The following is an 18522-nucleotide window of genomic DNA, read 5'->3' as shown; positions in this document are numbered from 1 at the left end:
ACCAACGAGCACGTCGCAAGCACGAACGAGCGGGACTTGACGCACGAACGATCACCGCGCAGGATGTGTGAGCAACACCGCTGTTGCTACCGAGAGGAGCCGCGATGGCTTCGGCCCATCACGACACACCCCCGACCGACTCGGTCGATGGTGCGCGATTCGATGTGGTCCTCGCGGGCTCCGTCTTCTTCGACATCGTCTTCACCGATCTCCACGGCTCGCCGAGCGCGGGCACGGAGGTGTGGGCAGAGGGCATGGGGTCGACGCCGGGCGGCATCGCCAACCTCGCCGTCGCGGCCAGCCGCCTCGGGCTCACCACCTCGCTCGCCTCCGTCTTCGGCGACGACGTCTACGGGCGCTGGTGCTGGGAGCTGCTGGAGGAGCACGAGGGCATCGACCTCAGCCGTTCGCGGCGCTTCGAGAACTGGCACACCGCGGTCACGGTCTCCGTGGCGCAGGACGGCGACCGCAGCATGATCACGCACGGGCACCCGAGCCCCATCTCGAGCGACGCGCTCCTCAGCGACGGCGTCTCGAGCCGCACCGCGCTCGCCGAGCTCGGCACCATGACGAGCCTCGAGCAGGAGCCGTGGTGGCTGCGCGCGGCGGCCGACGGCACCCGGATCTTCGCCGACGTGGGCTGGGACGACACGGGCGTGTGGGACCGAGCCGTGCTCGAGCCCCTGTCGTCCTGCTACGCCTTCATGCCGAACGAGCGGGAGGCCGTCGAGTACACGCGCACCAGCTCACCCCTCGCCGCGGCCCGCGCCCTCGCCGAGCACGTGCCCATCGTCGTCGTGACCTGCGGCAAGGACGGCGCGATCGGCATCGACTCCGCGACGGGTGAAGAGGTCCGGGTTCCCGCCGTGCCCGTCCGCGCGCTCGACGCGACCGGCGCCGGGGACGTGTTCGGCGCATCCTTCGTGCTCGGCTCGCTGCGCGACTGGCCGCTCGAGCAACGCCTCCAGTTCTCGGCGCTCTGCTCGGCCCTCGCCGTGCAGCAGTTCGGCGGATCGCTCGCGGCCCCCGGCTGGGGCGACATCGCCGACTGGTGGGATGCGACGCGCGCCTCGGGAGACACCGAGCTCACCGAGCGGTACGGCTTCCTGCAGGACGTGCTGCCGTCGGAGCGCCCAGGCGCGGTCCGCCGCGCGGAGGCCACGTTCCGCCTCGTCGACCACTTCCCCGGAGTCTGACCGGCGCGCCAGAGCCGACCCAGCCGGGCTGTCGGCACCGCATCCGCGACAATTGACCGCTGGTCCCCCATCGCACGCAACGCACCCTCAGCGAAAGAAGGAAGCCGAACATGAACGAGAAGCATCGGAGAACCGCGGCGGTCGCCGGCGGGTTGGCACTCGCGCTCGCCCTCGCGGGATGCGCGCCCGGCACGGGCCAGCAGGCTGCCCCCGATGCCTCCACGGCGGAGATCAGCACCGACATCTCGCAGGTCGGCGACGTCACGCTGACCGTCTGGGACCAGGAGGTGCGCGGCGGGCAGAACGAGCAGATCGAGCAGCTGAACGCTGCGTTCGAGGAGAAGTACCCGAACGTCACCATCGAGCGGAACTCGCAGGCCTTCGACGACCTCGCGACGACGCTGCGCCTCGCCCTGACCGACGAGAACGCGCCGGACGTCGTGCAGGCCAACAACGGCCGCAACACGATGGGGGCGTTCGTCGAGGCCGGGCAGCTGCGCGCGCTCGACGACTACGCGGAGGCCTACGGCTGGTTCGACCGCTACCAGGAGTCGATCCTGCAGTACTCGACGTACAGCGAGGACGCGAAGGTCTTCGGGGACGGCAACCTCTACGGCCTGCCGCAGGTCGGCGAGGTCGTCGGCATCTTCTACTCGAAGGCGAAGCTCGCGTCGCTCGGCGTCGAGGTGCCGGGAACGTGGCCCGAGTTCGAGGCGGCGCTCGCGACGGCGAAGGCCGCAGGCGAGACGCCCATGCAGCTCGGCAACATCGAGCAGTGGCCGGCGGGCCACGTGTTCGGCCCGCTCCAGGGCGAGTATGTGGATGCGGAGACCATCACGAACCTCGGGCTCGGCAACCCCGGCGCGAGCTGGACCACTCCGGAGAACGTGGAGGCGGCGACCGCGCTCAAGGGCTGGGTCGACGACGGCTACTTCAACACGGGAGTGAACGGCACCGACTACGACGCGGCCTGGCAGGCGCTCGCCGAGGGCAACGGCGTGTTCCTCATCGGCGGCTCGTGGCTCGCGGCCGACCTCGAGGCGAGCATGGGCGACGACCTGGGCTTCTTCGTCCCGAAGACCAGCGACGGGGCGCTCGCGACGACCGGAGGCACCGGACTCCCGTTCGCGATGACCTCCGCGGCAGACAACACGGACGTCGCGGCCGCCTACATCGACTTCCTGACGAGCGACGAGGCCATGCAGATCCTGGCCGACACCGGCAACCTGCCCGTCAACAACTCGGCTGAGCTCGCGCCGGAGTCCGGCGTCTTCGCCGACATCTACGGGGCGTTCGGCGAGGTCACCGAGTCGGGCAGCGTGCTCCCCTACCTGGACTACGCGACGCCGACCTTCGGCGACACCATCGGCCAGTCCCTGCAGGGGCTCATCGACGGGCAGCTCACGCCGGAGCAGTTCACCGAGACCCTCGAGACCGACTACGCCGACTTCATCGCGGCGAATGAGTAGCCTGCGCCCGGTGGCGCCCGCGCAGCCCGAGCGACGCCCCGAATGACGAGCTCGAGCGCGACGGCGCGCGAACGTCGCCCGGCGAAGGGCGCCCGCCGCGGCACCCCCGCCTGGGTGCCGTTCGCGTACCTCGCGCCCGCGTTCCTCCTCTACGGCACGTTCCTGCTGTTCCCGCTCGGCCGTGCCGTGCAGTTCTCGTTCTTCGAGTGGGACGGGCTGGGCGCATCCACCTTCGTCGGGTTCGACAACTACGTGCAGATCGTGCAGGACGAGCGGCTGCGGGAAGCGTTCGGGCACGCGTTCGTGCTGATCTTCTTCTACTCGATCCTGCCGCTCGCGGTGGGCCTCATGCTCGCGGCGATCCTCACGCGGGCGCGGGTGCGGGGACTCGGCTTCTTCCGCACGCTCATCTTCCTGCCGCAGGTCATCGCGATGGTCGTCGTCGCGGTCACGTGGCGGCAGATCTACGCGCCGGACGGGCCCCTCAACGGGCTGCTGCGCCTCGTCGGGCTGGAGAGCTGGACGCGGGCGTGGCTCGGCGACTACACCTTCACGCTGCCGGCCGTCGGCCTCATCGGCTCGTGGGTGTCGCTCGGGCTCGTGACCGTGCTGCTCATGGCCGGGATGAGCCGCGTGCCGAAGGAGCTCTACGAGGCGGCCAGGCTCGACGGCGCGGGCCCGGTGCGCGAGTTCTTCTCGATCACGCTGCCCTCGGTGCGGGGCGAGATCACGGTGGCGCTGACGCTCACGATCGTCGCGGCGCTCAAGACCTTCGACCTCATCTACGTCACCACGAGCGGCGGTCCTGGCACGTCCACGACGGTGCCCAGCTTCGAGGTGTATCGGCGCGCGTTCGAGCTCGGCGAGGTCGGGGCCGCGACGGCCGTGGGCGCCGTGCTCACCCTCATCGTGTTCGCCATCAACTTCGTCGTGAACCGGATCGGGGACCGCGCATGAACGTCTCCGTGTTCGAGAAGGTCGCGAACTACCTCATCCTCGGCGTCTTCGGGCTGGTCATCCTCGGCCCGATCAGCGTCATCGTCACGCTCGCGTTCGGGCCAGAGAACGCGAGCGTCGCGCAGGAAGGGCGCGTCTTCCACTGGGAGAACTTCCCCACGGCGTGGGAGGTCGCGCGGTTCGGGCAGTACATGCTGACCTCGGTCGTCGTCGCCGTCATCGTGGTCGTGGTCGCAGTGCTCGCGTCGATCCTCGCGGGCTACGCGCTCGGCACCATGAAGTTCCGCGGCGCGACGCCCATCTTCTACCTCTTCCTGCTCGGCATCATGGTGCCGACCGAGGCGTTCATCGTGCCCCTCTACTTCGACCTGCGCACCGTCGGCCTCACGAACACGGTGTGGGGCGTCGCGTTCCCGCAGATCGCCATGTCGATCGCGTTCGGCACGTTCTGGATGCGCACCTACTTCCGCTCCTCCAGCCAGGCGCTCATCGACGCGGCCAAGCTCGATGGGGCTGGCTCCATGCGCATCCTGTGGCAGGTGCTCGTCCCCATCGGCCGGCCCGCCATCCTGACGCTCGTGCTGCTGACGTTCATGTGGACCTGGAACGAGTTCCTCATCCCCCTCGTGATGTCGCCGAACGGCAGCGTGCGCACCGCGCCACTGGGCCTGGCCTTCTTCCAGGGGCAGTACACGCAGGGCACCGCGCTGCTCGCGGCGGGCGCCATCATGGTCGCGCTGCCCGTCGTCGTGCTCTACATCTTCCTGCAGCGGCACTTCATCCAGGGGATGCTCGAGGGGGCGGTCAGGGAGTAGCTGGGCGGCGTGCGCCTGGCACGTCCCGAGTCGGCTCGCCGGTGTAGTCGGCGAGGAGGGGCGGGGGCAGCGGCCCCTTGATGCGCTGGCCCGCCTGCTTCTCCTCCCACGCATGGGCGAGGATCCCCACGGAGCGGGAGAGCACGAACAGGCCCCTCGCGAGCTCCGGCTCGACGCCGAGTTCCGCGTAGACGATCGCGGAGATGCCGTCGATGTTCATGGGGATGCGCCGCTCCCCCCGTTCGAGGGCCCGCTCCACCGCGAGCCCGGCGGCAAGGTGCCTCCCGGAGATATCTCCCGCGGCGAGCGCGTCCTCCACGAGCGTCAGGAGCGGGTCGCGTCGTGGGTCGCGGGGGTGGAAGCGGTGCCCGAAGCCCGGCACGAACACGCCCCGGCTCTTGTGGTCGGCGATCGCCTCGCGGGCGAGCTGATCCAGCGGCACGCCCTCGGTCTCGTGCCGTTCGACGAGGTCGTTCAGCAGCTGCACGCACTGCTGGCCCGCGCCGCCATGGGTATCCCCGAGGACGTTCACGCCGTTGGCGACGGCCGAGTTGAGGCCGACGCCGCACGTGGCGGCCATGCGTGCGCTCGCGATGGAGGGCGCCTGCGGGCCGTGATCGACGCTCGCGACGAGGGTCGCCTCGAGGAGGTTCGAGACCGTCGCGCTCGGCAGGCTCCCCGTCGTGAGCAGCCAGATCGTGCTCACGAAGCCGACGTTGCCGATGACCTGCTCGATCGGATACCCCCGCAGCTCGATCTCCCCCGGGGCGATCCGGGTCACGCTTGTGCTCCACCACGCCGTGGTGTCGGCGACGGTGGGCTGGTCGGCGGGACTGGCGCTGCTGGTCATACGGCTCGCTCCTCGTGGAATGCTCGGATCTGCGCGGCGTCGTAGCCGAGCTCGCGCAGGATCTCGTCGGTGTGCTGCCCGAGCCCCGGAGGCGGCATGGTCGGTGCGCTCGGGCGGTCGTCGAGGCGGATGCCGTTGCCGAGCACCCGCAGCGTCTCCCCCTCTCGTCCCGGGAACGGGAGGTCGTGCACGAGCTCACGGTCGACGATCTGCGGGCTCTCGAGCATCTCGGGAACCGTGAGCACCGCCGCCGCCGGCACTCCCGCCGCCGAGAGCCGCTCCTCCCAGTAGGCCGTGTCCTCGGCGCCAAGGGCCGCTTCGATCTCGCTCGTGAGCTCGGCCCTGAATCGCTTGCGGTCCTCCCGGTCGCGGAAGCGGGCATCCGCCGCCAGCTCCGGGCGCCCGATGACCCGCGTCAGAGCTTCGAACTGCTCCTGCTTGTTCGCGGCGATGTTGAGCGCCCCGGTCGCCGTCTGGAAGGTGCCGGACGGCGCGGCAGTGCCGTTGTCGTTGCCGAGCGCTCGGGGCACCTGGCCGGCCACGAGGTGGTTGGAGACGACCCAGCCCATGGCGGTCACGGCGGTCTCCAGCATCGACACGTCGATGCTGGATCCCTCGCCCGTGCGCTCGCGCCCGTGCAGTGCCGAGGTGATGGCGAACGCGGCCGCGAGCCCGCCGAGCGTGTCGGCGATGGGGTAGCCGGCTCGGAGCGGGGAGGTCTCCGGCGTGCCGGTGACGCTCATCATGCCCGAGCCGCCCTGGATGATCTGGTCGTACGCGGGCTTGGATCGGAGCGGCCCCGTCTGCCCGAATCCGGAGATCGCGCAGTACACGAGGCGTGGGTTGATGGCGCGCAGCTCTTCCCAGCCGAAGCCGAGACGCGCGAGCACCCCCGGTCGGAAGTTCTCGCACAGCACGTCGGCCTCGGCGACCAGGCGGCGCATGACCTCCTTGCCCCCGTCCGACTTCAGGTCGAGGGTGATCGATCGCTTCTGGGCGTTCTGCGCCAGGAACGAGACCCCCATCAGCTCGCTGTTCAGCTCCGAGTCGGACCCGAGGCTCCGTGCGAGGTCTCCCCCCTTCGGCACCTCGACCTTGATGACCTCGGCCCCCATGAGGGCCAGCTGGTAGCACGCGTACGGCCCGGCGAGGACGTTGGTCATGTCGAGCACGCGCACTCCCGCGAGGGGTCCCGATGTCTTGTCCGTCAAACCGTGACTTCCTTTCTGGTGGCGAGCTTCGCGCGGATGACGCGCACGATGACGAACGCCACCGTGATCGCGAGAACGGAGTAGAGGGTGATGGTGATGGGGCTGTCGATCAGCACGCTCGGGTCGCCCTCGCTGACCGCCATCGCGCGGCGGAACTCCGTCTCGGCGAGCGGCCCGAGGATGATCGCGATGAGCATCGGGGCGACCGGCAGCCCGTAGCGCCGCATCGTGAAGCCGATGAGGCCGATGACGACGACGAGCACGAGGTCGAGGATCTTGCCGCTCGTGGCGTAGACGCCGAGCATCGCGAAGAGCGTGATGCTCGCGTAGAGGTAGTGACGCGGGATCTTGAGCAGCTTCGCCCAGAGCGGAGCGAAGGGCAGGTTCAGGATGAGGAGCACGACCATGCCGATGAAGAAGCTCGCGAGGAGCGCCCAGACGAGCTCGCTCGACCGCTCGAAGAGCAGCGGCCCTGGCTGCAGGCCGTACTGCCGGAAGGCGGCGAGCAGGATCGCGGCGGTCGCCGAGGTCGGCAGTCCGAGCGCGAGCAGCGCGCCCATCGCGGTTCCGGCGGTCGCGTTGCCAGCGGCCTCCGGGCCTGCGACGCCCTGGATGGCGCCGAGGCCGAACATGGGCTTCTTCCGGCGCTTGTCGAGCCTGCGCTCGGTCCCGTAGGCGAGGAACGTTGGCACCTCGGCGCCGCCGACGGGGATGATGCCGAACGGAATCCCGATCGCGGTGCCGCGAAGCCATGCGGGCATCGCCTGGCGGAGCTCGCGGAGGGACAGCCAGAGGCGCCCCTTCGACTGGATGAGCCCCGTGTCGTCGGAGTAGCCGCGTCGGCCGGCGACCGCGAAGACCTCGCCGAGGGCCAGGAGTCCGACGGTGATGACGACGATGTCGATGCCGTCGAACAGCTCCGGTATGCCGGCCGTGTAGCGCGAGGCGCCCGAGATGGAGTCGATGCCGACGACCGAGATCGCGAGGCCGAGCACGAGGGCGGCGAGGCCGCGGATGATCGACTGCGTCACGACGGCGGAGATGGCGATGAAGGCGAACACGGCGAGCGCGAGGTACTCGGCGGGGCCGAACAGGGTCGCGAGCTCGGCGAGGCGGGGCGCGAAGAAGACCACGAGGATCGACGCGAGGATGCCGCCGATGAACGCGCCGATGGCCGACGTCGCCAGTGCCTGCGCCGCTCGACCGTTCTTGGCCATGATGTGGCCCTCGATGGAGCCCGCGATGGCCGTGCTGTTGCCCGGGGTGTTCATGAGGATACCGGCGATGGAGTCGCCGAAGAGTCCGCCGAAGAGGACACCCGCGAACATGATGAACGCGCCGATTGGGTCGAGGGAGAAGGTGACGGGGAGCAGGAGGGCGACGGCCATCGCGGACCCGAGGCCGGGGAGGACGCCGACGGCGGTGCCGAGCACGGCGCCGATGAGCACCCACAGCATGTTGATGGGGGTGAGGACCGTCAGGAACCCCTCCCCGAGATTGGCGAGCGTATCCATCAGAGGACTCCTACGAAGATGCCGGGGGGCAGGTTGAGGCCCAGCCCGATCGAGAACGCGATCTGCACGATGGAGGACATCGCGAGGGCGAGGAAGATGTCGAAGAACGGACGCCGGCTTCCGAGCGCCCGGGAGATGCCCCAGAAGAGGAAGGCTCCGGAGAGCAGCCAGCCGAGCGGGGTGAGCGCCGCGATGAACACGATGGTCGTGCCGAGGGCGCCGAGGAGCGAGCGCACGTTGGTGCGGGGGCGGATGTGCTCGGCCTGCAGCTCGCGGTCCTGGGCGACGGCGAGCTCGTCGAGGTCGTAGTCGGGATCCTCCTCGATCACTCGCCGCTCTCCGCGCAGCTCGGCCTGGTCGGGTTCGGCGACGCGCTCCGGCTCCGGGTTGCGGATCACGTCGATGGCCAGCAGCACCGCGATCACGAAGACCGCGACCGTGACGATGGCCGGGAAGACCTGCGGACCTGGCTGCGAGACGTTGCCGGGAACGTCCATGGTGATCGTGCCGATGGTGAGGCCGATGCCGGTCAGCGTGAGGATGCCGGGCACGACGAGGCCCGTTCGGCGACGCCACCAGCCTGGCCTGGAGGTGGTGTCGTGCTGCGTCCACGCGGAGGTGGGGATGACGCCGGTCATAGTCCGAGCTCCTCGATGATCTGGTCGACTCTCGCCTGGTCTTCCTCGATGAACGCGGCGAAATCGTCTCCCGTGAGGAGGGCCGGCTCCCAGCTGTTGCGCTCGAGGGTGTCCTGCCACTCCGGCGTCGCGGCCATCTCCTCGAAGATGGCGACGAGCTGGTCCCGTTCGGCCTCCGTGATGCCGGGAGGCGCGACGATGCCTCGCCAGTTCGGGAGGTGCACGTCCACGCCCTGGTCGATGAGCGTCGGGACGTCGATGCCGTCGATCGGCTCCTCAGCGGAGACGGCGAGGGCACGGAGGTTGCCCGCCTCGATCTGGTCGCTGAACTCGTTGTAGCCGCTGACCCCGATCGCGACGGTGTTGGAGAGCAGCGACGTGAGCACCTCTCCGCCGCCCGCGTAGGAGACGTAGTTGATGTCGCCCGGGTCGATGCCGGCTTCCTCGGCGACCAGTCCGGCGAGGAGGTGGTCGGTCCCGCCGACGCCTCCCCCGCCGATCGCGACGGAGTGCGGGTTCTGCTTCCAGTCGGCGATGAAGTCGTCGAGCGTCTCGTACGGCGAGTTCGCGGGGACGATGAAGACCTCGTAGTCCTCGGCGAGGCGTGCGATGGGGGTCGTGTCCGACAGGTCAACGGTTGACTTGTTGACGTTGATGGCGCCCATCATGACCGTGCCGGTCATCATGAGGTTGGTCGGGTCGGCGCCGAGGCCGACGAACTGGGAGAGGCCGATCGTGCCGCCAGCTCCTGGCACGTTGACGACCTGCACGTTGTTCACGATGCCGCCGGCCCGGAGCGCCTGCTGCGATTCCCTGGCCGCGAGATCCCAGCCGCCGCCCGGGGCGGAGGGCGACATGAAGGTCAGTTTGGTGCTGGGGTCGGTCCCCGTCGTCGATTGGCTCGCGTCGAACGCGGCCACTCCGACGAGCACCATGGTCGCGGCGATGCCCACCGCGCCCATGAGCTTCCGTTTTGCTGTCACGATCACTCCCTTGTGATTGACTGTCCACACAGCGGACATATCTGTCCACCAGATGGTACGCTAGTGTGACCGGGCAAGCAAACGATCCGAAGCCGGAGACCCCATGACAAGCGCCGACGACGCACCAGCCCAGCGGTCAGAACCGGGCGGCATCCGCGCCGTGAGCCGAGCCCTCGATGTCCTCGACTGCTTCGAGAACGAGGGCCAGTCGCTCGCCATCGCCGACATCGTCCGCCGCTGCGAGCTCCCGCGAACGACCGTGCTGCGCCTCGTCGACACCCTGGTGGGCGAGCGGATGCTGCAGCTCCTCCCCGACGGACGCGTGAGCGTGGGCCCCCGCATGATCCGCTGGGGAGCATTCGCGAAGGCAGCCTGGTCGGCGCCGGCCCCCACACTTGAGCGCCTCCGCGAGCTCGCCGAGCAGACGGGCGAGACGGTGAGCCTCTACGTCCGCCGCGACCTCAAGCGCGTCGCCATCGCCCAGGCCCCCGGGCGACACACCATCCGCCACGTGGTCCAGGTCGGCGACGAGCTCCCGATCTGGCGCGGCGCCGCATCCACGACGCTCCTCAGCGGCGAGCGCCCGGAGATGCTCGACGCCGTGCTCGCGAAGCTCGACGCAGACCCGGTTATCGACGTCGACACCGCCGCCCTCCGACACCGGGTCGACGAGATCCGCGAGCGGGGCTGGGGACTCAGCCACGGCGAGCGGGAGTCCGGCAACAGCGGCCTGGCGATGCTCGTCCCCGAGAATCCCGAGCGACCGCACCTGCAACCCGTCGTCGTCGTGCTCGGCGGGCCCACCGCGAGATTCGTCGACGCGCGCATCCCCGAGTTCGTCGACGCGCTGCGCGCCTGCGTGCGCGACGTGCCGCGCACCGGACTGCCCCCGGCACTCGAGTGAAGAGGGGCGCGGCCGAAGACGGCCAGCGCCGCGAGCGGAGCAGGACCAGGACCAGGACCAGGACCGAGAGCAAGACTCTGAGCAGGACCTCGAGCAGGACTGTGAACCGACGAAGGAGACGGTGCGATGAGCGCAACGGTGTTCGTGACGGCCCCTCGCCTCGGCGAGTCGGGGGTGCATGCCCTCGCCGAGTCCGGCAGCAGGGTGATCTACCTGCCTGAAGGTGGCGGGCGGGCTGAGGTCGAGGAGATCCTGGCGCGCGAAGCGGTCGACGCCGTGATCTCCCGCACCGTCGAGCTGTCGGCAAAGGCGATCGAGTCGTGCCCGTCGCTTCGAGTCATCACGAAGCACGGCGTCGGCGTCGGCAACATCGACGTCGAAGCCGCGACTCGGCGCGGCATCCCGGTGCTCACCACACCGGGGGCGAACGCCCAGTCCGTCGCCGAGCTCACGATCGCACTCATGTTCAACGCCGCCCGCAGAGTGTCCTGGATGGACGCGGAGATCCGGCAGGGCCGCTGGAGTCGAGCGCAGGATGGGCGGCAGCTGGCCGGCGCAACGCTTGGCCTCGTCGGGGCAGGACAGATCGGGCAGCGGGTCGCCCGCACCGCGGCGGCGACCGGCATGCGAGTGCTGGCCTTCGATCCCGGGCTCAGCCTCGACGCCCCCATCCCCGAGCTCACGATGGTCGGCACCCTCGAGGAACTGCTCGGCCAGGCTGACGTGCTGAGCCTCCACGTGCCACTCAACGAGCACACGCGTGGCCTCATCGGGGCCGCCCAGCTCGCCCTGCTGCCGGCAGACGCCATCGTGCTGAACACGGCGCGGGGAGAGATCGTCGACGAGCCAGCCCTCGTCGACGCGCTCCGCAGCGGACGGCTCTTCGCCGCGGGCCTCGACACCACCTGGGCTGAGCCCATCGAGCAGGACAACCCGCTGCTCGCCTGCCCGAACGTCGTCATCACGCCGCATGTCGGCGGCTCGACCCCTGCGGCACTCGAGGCGATGGCGCTGGCGGCCGCCCACAACGTGCTCGACTACCTCGACGGCGCCATCCCGGACGCGCGCTCCTGCGCGAACCCCACCACCCTCTCGCCCGAACGGAGCACCGCATGACCCAGCAGGAACCCACCGAAGCACCCGCCTGGCCGACCGGCTACTTCATCGGCGAGCGCGCGCCAGAGCTGCCGGCTGCGCTGATCGACGCGTTCCGCGCCATCCCGGTCGCCGTCGCCGGCGACTGCCTCGGACGCTCCGTGGGAGCGCTCGGCCTCACCGCCTACCACGGCGACGCCCCCCTCTCGGGGCAGGCCGTGACCGTCAAGATCCGACCGGGCGACAACCTCATGATCCACAAGGCCATGATGGACGCCCACCCCGGCGATGTCATCGTGATCGAGGGCGGCGGCGACCTCAGCCAGGCGGTCATCGGCGGGCTCATCCGCACGTCAGCGCTCGCGAAGGGCCTCGGCGGCTTCGTCCTCGACGGGGCCCTGCGCGATGTCGCCGAGTGGCGGGAAGGCGGCATGCCCGCCTACGCACTCGGGCACACGCACCGCGGCCCCACGAAGGACGGCCCCGGCCAGATCAACGTGCCCGTCTCGATCGCGGGCCTCGTCGTGAACCCGGGCGACCTCATCCTCGGCGACCTCGACGGGGTGCTCGCCGTCCCGGCGCAGCGGGCGGAGTCGCTGCTGCACGACGCGCGTCGGCACCTGGAGCGGGAAGCCCGCATCCGCAAGCACAACGAGGACGGCACCTCCGACCCAGAGCGGTTCAACGCGCTCCTGCGCCAGAAGGGCCTCCCCGTCTGACCCGGTGCGCCGCCGACTGCCCGGGAAGGGTCTTGTCAAGCGTCGCGGCCCCCCATGTGCGCCCGCGTACAGTGATCCGTCGGTCGCCGCGGCACCCCTGAGCCGCGGCAGAAGAGAGGCTCCCCCCGTGCGACGGTTCGACTGTGATGTGTGCGAGAACGAGGTCTTCTTCGACTCGGTGTCCTGCGAGCGATGCTCGTCCAAGCTCGGCTACGTGCTCAGCCTCGACGACGTGCTCGTCGAAGGGGGCACATCCGCGACGGATGCCGGCCTGCGGCGGTGCAGCAACGCCGAGCTCGCCGGATGCACGTGGTTGACCGCGCAGGCCGGCGGGCTCTGCGAGAGCTGCCAGCTCACGCGCACCCGCCCCAGCGACGCCGACGCGAAGGGCCTGCGCCTCTTCCCGATCGCGGAGGAGTCGAAGCGGCACCTGGTACGCGACCTCACCCGCCTCGGGTTCGCGACGCGCCCCAAGGAGAGCGGCGAGCCCGCCACGGTCGGCCAGACGCCCGTCTTCGACCTGCTGTCGAGCGTGTCGGAGAGCGTCACGATCGGCCACGCCAACGGCGTCATCACGATCGACCTCGCGGAGGGCGACGACAGCTACCGCGAGCAGGTCCGGCAGCGCCTCGCCGAGCCGTACCGCACCATGCTGGGGCACTTCCGCCACGAGAGCGGCCACTACTACGAGTGGCAGCTCGTCGAGCAGACGTCCCGCATCGACGAGGCCAGGGAGCTGTTCGGCGACGAGCGCGCCGACTACCAGGCCGAGATCGACCGCCACTACGAGGAGGGCCCGCCGGAGAACTGGCGCAGCGACTACCTCAGCAGCTACGCGACGATGCACCCGTACGAGGACTTCGCGGAGACCTGGGCGCACTACCTGCACATCCAGGACACCCTCGAGACGGCCGTCGCGTTCGAGCTGCTGCCCGCGCCGGAGGCGGGCGCGTCCGCCCGCGACGTGGTCGCCGACAGCTGGATGCCGTTCGCGACCGCCATGAACGTCGTCAACCGCTCGCTCGGGCAGCGCGACCTCTACCCGTTCGTCCTGCCGGACAAAGTCGTCGAGAAGCTCGCGTTCGTGCACTCGCTGCGCGACCCCGCGAGCACCTCGGGCTCGGCCGACTGACGCATCCGCCCCGCATCCGCCCCGCAGCCGACGACGCCGCCGCCACCACCGCCACCGCCACCGCCGAATGGGTCACTTTCACCCCATTTCGGCGGCCGCTATGGGGTGAAAGCGACCCATTCGGCGACGATCGCGGCGAGCGGGCGGGCCTTCGAAGCCCCTGCCGAGCAGGTCCGTATCCGCGCGAGCGCGACGAACGGAGGCCCGGACGGTCTCATCGGCGCTCCTCGACGCTCATCGAGGCACTTCGACGCACCTCGAAGTGAGCGCCGAGTCGTGTCGGCGCAGCTACGCGGCGCTCAGCGGGTGATGGCGAGCTGGCCGATCGCGGTCACGGGGGCGACGCGGCCGTCGGACAGCTCGTACTGGCAGCCGACGATGCTCAGCGCGCCGCTCGCGACGGCGTCGCTGATGACACGCGAGCTGCGCACGAGCGAGTTGATGGTCGAGTACAGGTGGCGGCGGCCGACGGCTTCCACGTCGATCTGCGCCTCGTCGACGTACGGGGTCGACTGGTCGCTCGTGAACCACTCCTCCTGCACGGAGGGCTGGATGCGCGCGAGCTCGTCCTTGATGGCGGGCGTCACGTCGCGCGGGTGCGCCGTGGTCTGGTTGATGGCGGCCTTCACCGCGCCGCAGGAGCCGTGCGCGAGCACCACGATGAGGGCCACGCCGAGCTCGGCGACGGCGAACTCCATGGTCGCGGTCGTGTTCTCGTTCGCGATCTGCCCCATGTTGCGGGCGACGAAGAGGTCACCGAGGCCGCAGTCGAAGAGGATCTCGGCGGCGACACGCGAGTCGGAGCAGCCGAGGAACGCGGCGTTCGGTGCCTGGCTGCCCGAGATCTCGGTGCGGCGCGCCGCGCTCTGCTGCGGGTGGAGGAGATCGCCCTTGATGAAGCGCTCGTTGCCCTGGACGAGGTCGTCCCACGCTTCCTGGGGAGTGACTCTTGCTGCCGTCATCGTTGCTCCTTCGTGCTGAAACCTGTGACTGCCGACGCGCATCCGGTGCCGGATGCGCGTGCCCCGTTCAAGGGCGCGGCGCCGTCCAAGCGTACTCACCCCCGAGCCGTCCCTCTGCGCCGACTGGGACGCCCGGAGTCGACGCGCCGCAGCGGATTCGATCGCGAACGTCCGCGGCCGGCCGGAAAATGTGAGAACGTCAGTTCCCAAGATCAGGGTTGATGGGAGGTGGCGCATGCGACGAGGACACAACCTGCTGGCCGTCGGCGACTACAACCAGGCCGTCATCCTCGACTTCATCCGCCGGGCCCCGGACGGGGTGAGCCGCGTCGAGGTCGCCCAGGCCAGCGGCCTCTCGGCCCAGACCGTGTCGAACGTCACCCGCCGCCTCATCGACGGGGGCCTCGTCCGGGAGGGCGAGCGCCTCATCACCGGGCCGGGCAAACCCCGCACCAGGCTGCGTCTCGACGCGACGAGCCGCTACGCCGTCGGCGTGCACCTCGACCCGACCGTCATCACCTACGCGGTCCTCGACCTCGCGGGCGCCGTCGTCGTCGACCACCGCACGCGCACCCCCACCGAGCCGGACCCCGGCGTCGTCATCGCCGACATGACGAGGGAGATCGCCGCGATCCTCGAGCGCGCCGGGATCCCCCGCGACCGGGTGCTCGGCGTGGGCATCGCGGCCCCCGGTCCGCTCGACTCGGCGCGAGGCGTGGTGCTCGACCCGCCCATGCTCGACGGCTGGGAGTCGGTGCCGCTGCGCGACGCCCTCAGCGAGGCCACCGGTTTCCCCGTGGTGCTCGAGAAGGACGTCACCGCCGCGGCCGTCGCCGAGCTCTGGCTCGACTCCGGCCCCCGCCGCGACAACTTCGCGTTCCTCTACTACGGCACCGGCATCGGCATCGGTCTCGTCGTCAACCACGAGGTGCTCCGCGGCGCGAGCGACAACGCCGGCGACCTCGGACACATCATGGTGCAGGCGGATGGCCCCGTCTGCTCGTGCGGTCGCCGCGGCTGCGTCGGCGAGCTCGTCGTCCCGCACCGCCTCGTGAAGCACGCCATCCGCATCGGCGCGCTCCCGGGCGAGGAGAGCGTCGACCGGTCCGACTTCGACGAGGTCGACCGGCTCTTCACGGAGTTCGCGGCGGCCGCCGTCCGCGGCGAGCCCCGCTCGATGGAGGTCATCGAGGCCGCGGCGACGCAGATCGCGCGCGCCCTCGTGAGCCTCATCAACCTGCTCGATATCGACACCGTCGTCTGCGGCGGGCCGTTCTGGCGGCGCATCGAGCCAGCGCTGCGCTCGCGCATCGAGGAGCTCGTCAACGCTGACGCGGCCCTCATCCCCCACCACCCGATCTTCGTCCCGAACTCCACGATCGGCGAGGACGTCGCCGCCGTCGGCGCCGGCTGCCTCGTGCTCGACCAGACCCTCGCGCCCCACACGTCGGCGCTCCTGATCTCGCGCTGAGCGCTGCCGGGTCGCACTCAGCTCGCACGTCCAGCTCACGCACCGGCCGCACGTCCCGAGGCCGTTCACCCGTGCCGTCGTCCGTGCGGTCAGCCTGCCGGCAACCCTGCCGTGAACCCTCCCAGCCCCGGCCGCCGCGTGGTGGCAAGAAGCTCTTGACATGAGTTAGTCCAATCGGTTTACTTATAGCAGGCCGAAGGCGCGACACCGATGTCGAGCCGCACGGAGAACGGTCGTGGAGCAAGGGAGCACCATGAAAAATCGCACACTCGGGGTCGTGGCACTCGCCGCCGCCTCTGTGCTCGCACTGTCCGCCTGCGCGGGCGGCGACTCGGGCGGAGGCGACTCGAACACCATCAAGGTCGCCTACCAGAAGTTCGGGCAGTTCACCCAGATGGACGACCACATGCAGAAGGTCAAGGCCGAGTACGAAGCGGCCAACGAGGGAATGACCGTCGAGCTCATCCCGATCGAGGCACAGGAAGCCGACTACTTCGCGAAGCTCGCCCTCATGAACCGCTCCCCCGCCACCGCGCCGGACGTCATGTACGAGGACACGTTCATGGTCAAGACCGACGTCGAGGCCGGCTACCTCGCCCCGCTCGACGACTACGTCGCGAACTGGGCCGACTGGGAGCAGTTCCCCGAGAACGCCCGCCAGGCCGGACTCGGCGACGACGGCAAGGTGTACGGCATCCCGATGGGCACCGACACGCGCGCCCTCTGGTACAACCAGGACATCCTGAAGGCGGCCGGCGTGCAGGTGCCGTGGGAGCCGAAGACCTGGGACGACATCATCGCGGCCGCGGAAGCCGTGAAGGCGCACGACCCCAACATCCGCCCCTTCAACATCTACTCGGGCAAGGCCATGTCAGAAGGCGCCTCGATGCAGGGCTTCCAGATGCTCCTCACCGGCACGGAGGACGAGCTCTTCAACACCGACGAGCAGAAGTGGGTCACGGGCTCGCAGGGCTTCATCGACTCGCTCTCCTTCGTCGGCGACATCTACCAGGGCGGCCTCGGACCGACCCCGCAGGAGGCGCTCGACAAGAACGTCGGCACCAGCATCAACACCGAATGGATCCCGAACGGGCAGCTCGCGATGAGCCTCGACGGCTCCTGGGTGAGCGGCACCTGGCTCGACTCCGGCTCGAAGCCGTGGCCGGAATGGTCGGACGTCATGCAGGTCACGCCGATGCCGACGCAGGACGGCCAGGACCCGGGCGTCACGAGCATGTCCGGTGGATGGACCCTCGCCATGGGCGCCGGGACCAAGAACCCGGACGCGGCCTGGGACTTCATCAGCCTCGCCCTCAACCAGGAGAACGCGCTGAGCTACGACGTGGCAGCAAGCCAGGTGCCGGTGCGCACCGACGTCGCCGAAGCCCCCGAGTACACGGACGCCAACCCGACGTTCGGCTTCTTCGCGGACCTCGTGCCCGACACGAACTTCCGCCCAGCGAACTCCGACTACTCGCAGGTCTCCGCCGCGATCACGGTCGCCATGGAAGCCGTCATGACGGGTCAGCAGACACCAGAGGAAGCCGCCGCCGCCTACGACAAGGCCGTCATCGGCATCGTCGGCGAAGAGAACACGACGTCGGCGTCGAGCTGATGACCGCCACCCTCTCCCCCGTCTCGGGAGCGCCCCGCGCTCCCGAGACGGGGCGGCCCGCCCCCAGGAAGCGGAAGGCGCTGCAGCGGGTCACCCGCGGTGTGCCGCTGATCCCAGCGGTCGGCCTCCTCGCCGTCTTCCTCCTCGGGCCCGTCATCTCGTCGTTCTACGGCTCGTTCACCAACTCCACGCTGAGCGGCGTCGGCGCCTCGAGCGCGGAGTTCGTCGGGTTCCAGAACTACCTCGACCTCTTCGCGAGCCCCGACTTCCCGAAGTCCGTGCTCATCACGCTCATCTTCCTCGTCGCCTCCGCGATCCTGGGGCAGAACGTGCTCGGTCTCGGCCTCGCCGTGCTCATGCAGTCGTCGAACAAGTTCGTCCGCAGCACCGTGAGCACCATCGTCGTGACCGCCTGGGTGCTGCCGGAGATCGTCGCCGCGTTCGCGGCCTACGCGTTCTTCAGCGATGCGGGCACGCTCAACACGATGCTCGCCGCGATCGGCATCACCGGCCCCAACTGGCTCTACACGCTCCCCCTGCTGAGCGTGATCCTCGCCAACACGTGGCGCGGCACCGCCTTCTCGATGCTCGTCTACCGGGCAGCTCTCAACGACGTGCCGCCGGAGATCACCGAGGCGGCCGAGGTCGACGGCGCGAGAGGCTGGCAGCGCTTCACGCTCATCACGCTGCCCATGATCCGCCGCAGCATCTCGACGAACCTCATGCTCACGACCCTGCAGACGCTCTCGGTCTTCGCGCTCATCTTCGTGATGACCAACGGCGGACCGGGCACCGACAGCACGACCCTGCCGCTGCTCGCCTACCAGGAGGCGTTCCGCTTCGGCCAGCTCGGCTTTGGCACCGCCATCGCCACCATGCTGCTGCTTGTCGGCGCGCTGTTCTCGGTCGCCTACATCAGGGCGCTCAAACCGGAGGTGGACTGATCATGTCAACCAACACGTCCGTGGCCGCGGCTGACCCCGCCGTCACG

The 18522-nt window shown here is 69.8% G+C and carries 17 protein-coding genes; 11 read left to right on the top strand and 6 right to left on the bottom strand.

Annotated features, from left to right (window positions below; translation table 11 throughout):
* Window positions 1–104: 104 nt before the first annotated feature.
* From C5B99_RS04410 to C5B99_RS04395, 4 genes are all read left to right on the top strand, one after another.
* The gene (locus C5B99_RS04410; protein ID WP_104240580.1) at window positions 105–1196 is read left to right on the top strand and encodes a PfkB family carbohydrate kinase; all 1092 of its coding nucleotides are present in this window, start codon (window positions 105–107) and stop codon (window positions 1194–1196) included.
* A gap of 110 nt (window positions 1197–1306) precedes the next feature.
* Window positions 1307–2665, top strand: a complete 1359-nt coding sequence (locus tag C5B99_RS04405; protein ID WP_104240579.1) for an ABC transporter substrate-binding protein — start codon at window positions 1307–1309, stop codon at window positions 2663–2665.
* A gap of 42 nt (window positions 2666–2707) precedes the next feature.
* Window positions 2708–3622 (top strand): carbohydrate ABC transporter permease, encoded by a 915-nt coding sequence (locus tag C5B99_RS04400; protein WP_104240578.1) that lies wholly within the window; start codon window positions 2708–2710, stop codon window positions 3620–3622.
* Entirely contained in the window at window positions 3619–4437 is an 819-nt protein-coding gene (locus C5B99_RS04395) for a carbohydrate ABC transporter permease (RefSeq protein WP_104240577.1), read from the top strand. Before C5B99_RS04400 ends, C5B99_RS04395 begins: the two co-directional genes overlap by 4 nt.
* On the opposite strand, the gene C5B99_RS04390 is transcribed toward C5B99_RS04395, so the two are convergent.
* The 5 genes from C5B99_RS04390 to C5B99_RS04370 are packed head-to-tail and all read right to left on the bottom strand — an operon-like array spanning window position 4427 to window position 9633.
* Window positions 4427–5287: a citryl-CoA lyase gene (locus tag C5B99_RS04390; protein ID WP_104240576.1), complete on the bottom strand. Its 861-nt coding sequence runs from the start codon at window positions 5285–5287 to the stop codon at window positions 4427–4429. The genes C5B99_RS04395 and C5B99_RS04390 overlap by 11 nt on opposite strands.
* Window positions 5284–6498, bottom strand: coding sequence for a CaiB/BaiF CoA-transferase family protein (locus C5B99_RS04385; protein WP_258063048.1), 1215 nt, complete (start codon window positions 6496–6498; stop codon window positions 5284–5286). The genes C5B99_RS04390 and C5B99_RS04385 overlap by 4 nt, the downstream gene beginning before the upstream one ends.
* On the bottom strand, window positions 6495–8012 hold the full coding sequence (locus tag C5B99_RS04380) for a tripartite tricarboxylate transporter permease (RefSeq protein WP_104240575.1): 1518 nt from the start codon (window positions 8010–8012) through the stop codon (window positions 6495–6497). Before C5B99_RS04380 ends, C5B99_RS04385 begins: the two co-directional genes overlap by 4 nt.
* Window positions 8012–8650, bottom strand: coding sequence for a tripartite tricarboxylate transporter TctB family protein (locus C5B99_RS04375; RefSeq protein WP_104240574.1), 639 nt, complete (start codon window positions 8648–8650; stop codon window positions 8012–8014). The genes C5B99_RS04380 and C5B99_RS04375 overlap by 1 nt, the downstream gene beginning before the upstream one ends.
* Window positions 8647–9633: a tripartite tricarboxylate transporter substrate binding protein gene (locus C5B99_RS04370; protein WP_258063047.1), complete on the bottom strand. Its 987-nt coding sequence runs from the start codon at window positions 9631–9633 to the stop codon at window positions 8647–8649. The genes C5B99_RS04375 and C5B99_RS04370 overlap by 4 nt, the downstream gene beginning before the upstream one ends.
* A 103-nt stretch (window positions 9634–9736) precedes the next feature.
* Here C5B99_RS04370 and C5B99_RS04365 point away from each other — a divergent pair, with 103 nt between their 5' ends.
* The 4 genes from C5B99_RS04365 to C5B99_RS04350 all read left to right on the top strand — a co-directional run bounded on the left by C5B99_RS04365 (window position 9737) and on the right by C5B99_RS04350 (window position 13483).
* Window positions 9737–10537 (top strand): IclR family transcriptional regulator, encoded by an 801-nt coding sequence (locus C5B99_RS04365; RefSeq protein WP_104240572.1) that lies wholly within the window; start codon window positions 9737–9739, stop codon window positions 10535–10537.
* A gap of 126 nt (window positions 10538–10663) precedes the next feature.
* Window positions 10664–11653: a hydroxyacid dehydrogenase gene (locus tag C5B99_RS04360; RefSeq protein ID WP_104240571.1), complete on the top strand. Its 990-nt coding sequence runs from the start codon at window positions 10664–10666 to the stop codon at window positions 11651–11653.
* The gene (locus tag C5B99_RS04355) at window positions 11650–12351 is read left to right on the top strand and encodes an RraA family protein (RefSeq protein ID WP_104240570.1); all 702 of its coding nucleotides are present in this window, start codon (window positions 11650–11652) and stop codon (window positions 12349–12351) included. The genes C5B99_RS04360 and C5B99_RS04355 overlap by 4 nt, the downstream gene beginning before the upstream one ends.
* Window positions 12352–12478: 127 nt before the next feature.
* The gene (locus tag C5B99_RS04350) at window positions 12479–13483 is read left to right on the top strand and encodes a putative zinc-binding metallopeptidase (RefSeq protein ID WP_104240569.1); all 1005 of its coding nucleotides are present in this window, start codon (window positions 12479–12481) and stop codon (window positions 13481–13483) included.
* Window positions 13484–13782: 299 nt separating this feature from the next.
* Here the strand turns inward: C5B99_RS04350 and C5B99_RS04345 are convergent, their stop codons facing one another.
* A complete protein-coding gene (locus C5B99_RS04345) occupies window positions 13783–14445 on the bottom strand; it encodes a carbonic anhydrase (RefSeq protein ID WP_104240568.1) in 663 nt (220 codons plus the stop codon).
* Between the two features lie 235 nt (window positions 14446–14680).
* Here C5B99_RS04345 and C5B99_RS04340 point away from each other — a divergent pair, with 235 nt between their 5' ends.
* The 3 genes from C5B99_RS04340 (at window position 14681) to C5B99_RS04330 (ending at window position 18475) form a co-directional block, all read left to right on the top strand.
* Entirely contained in the window at window positions 14681–15916 is a 1236-nt protein-coding gene (locus C5B99_RS04340; protein ID WP_104240567.1) for an ROK family transcriptional regulator, read from the top strand.
* Between the two features lie 253 nt (window positions 15917–16169).
* Window positions 16170–17531 (top strand): extracellular solute-binding protein, encoded by a 1362-nt coding sequence (locus C5B99_RS04335; RefSeq protein WP_104240566.1) that lies wholly within the window; start codon window positions 16170–16172, stop codon window positions 17529–17531.
* A complete protein-coding gene (locus C5B99_RS04330; RefSeq protein WP_104240565.1) occupies window positions 17531–18475 on the top strand; it encodes a carbohydrate ABC transporter permease in 945 nt (314 codons plus the stop codon). The genes C5B99_RS04335 and C5B99_RS04330 overlap by 1 nt, the downstream gene beginning before the upstream one ends.
* Window positions 18476–18522: the final 47 nt, after the last annotated feature.

This window comes from Pseudoclavibacter sp. Z016, assembly GCF_002931215.1.
Classification (GTDB): Bacteria; Actinomycetota; Actinomycetes; order Actinomycetales; family Microbacteriaceae; genus Pseudoclavibacter.
The sequence above is the reverse complement of the archived record's forward strand: the minus strand, read 5'-3'. Positions and strand labels throughout refer to the sequence as shown.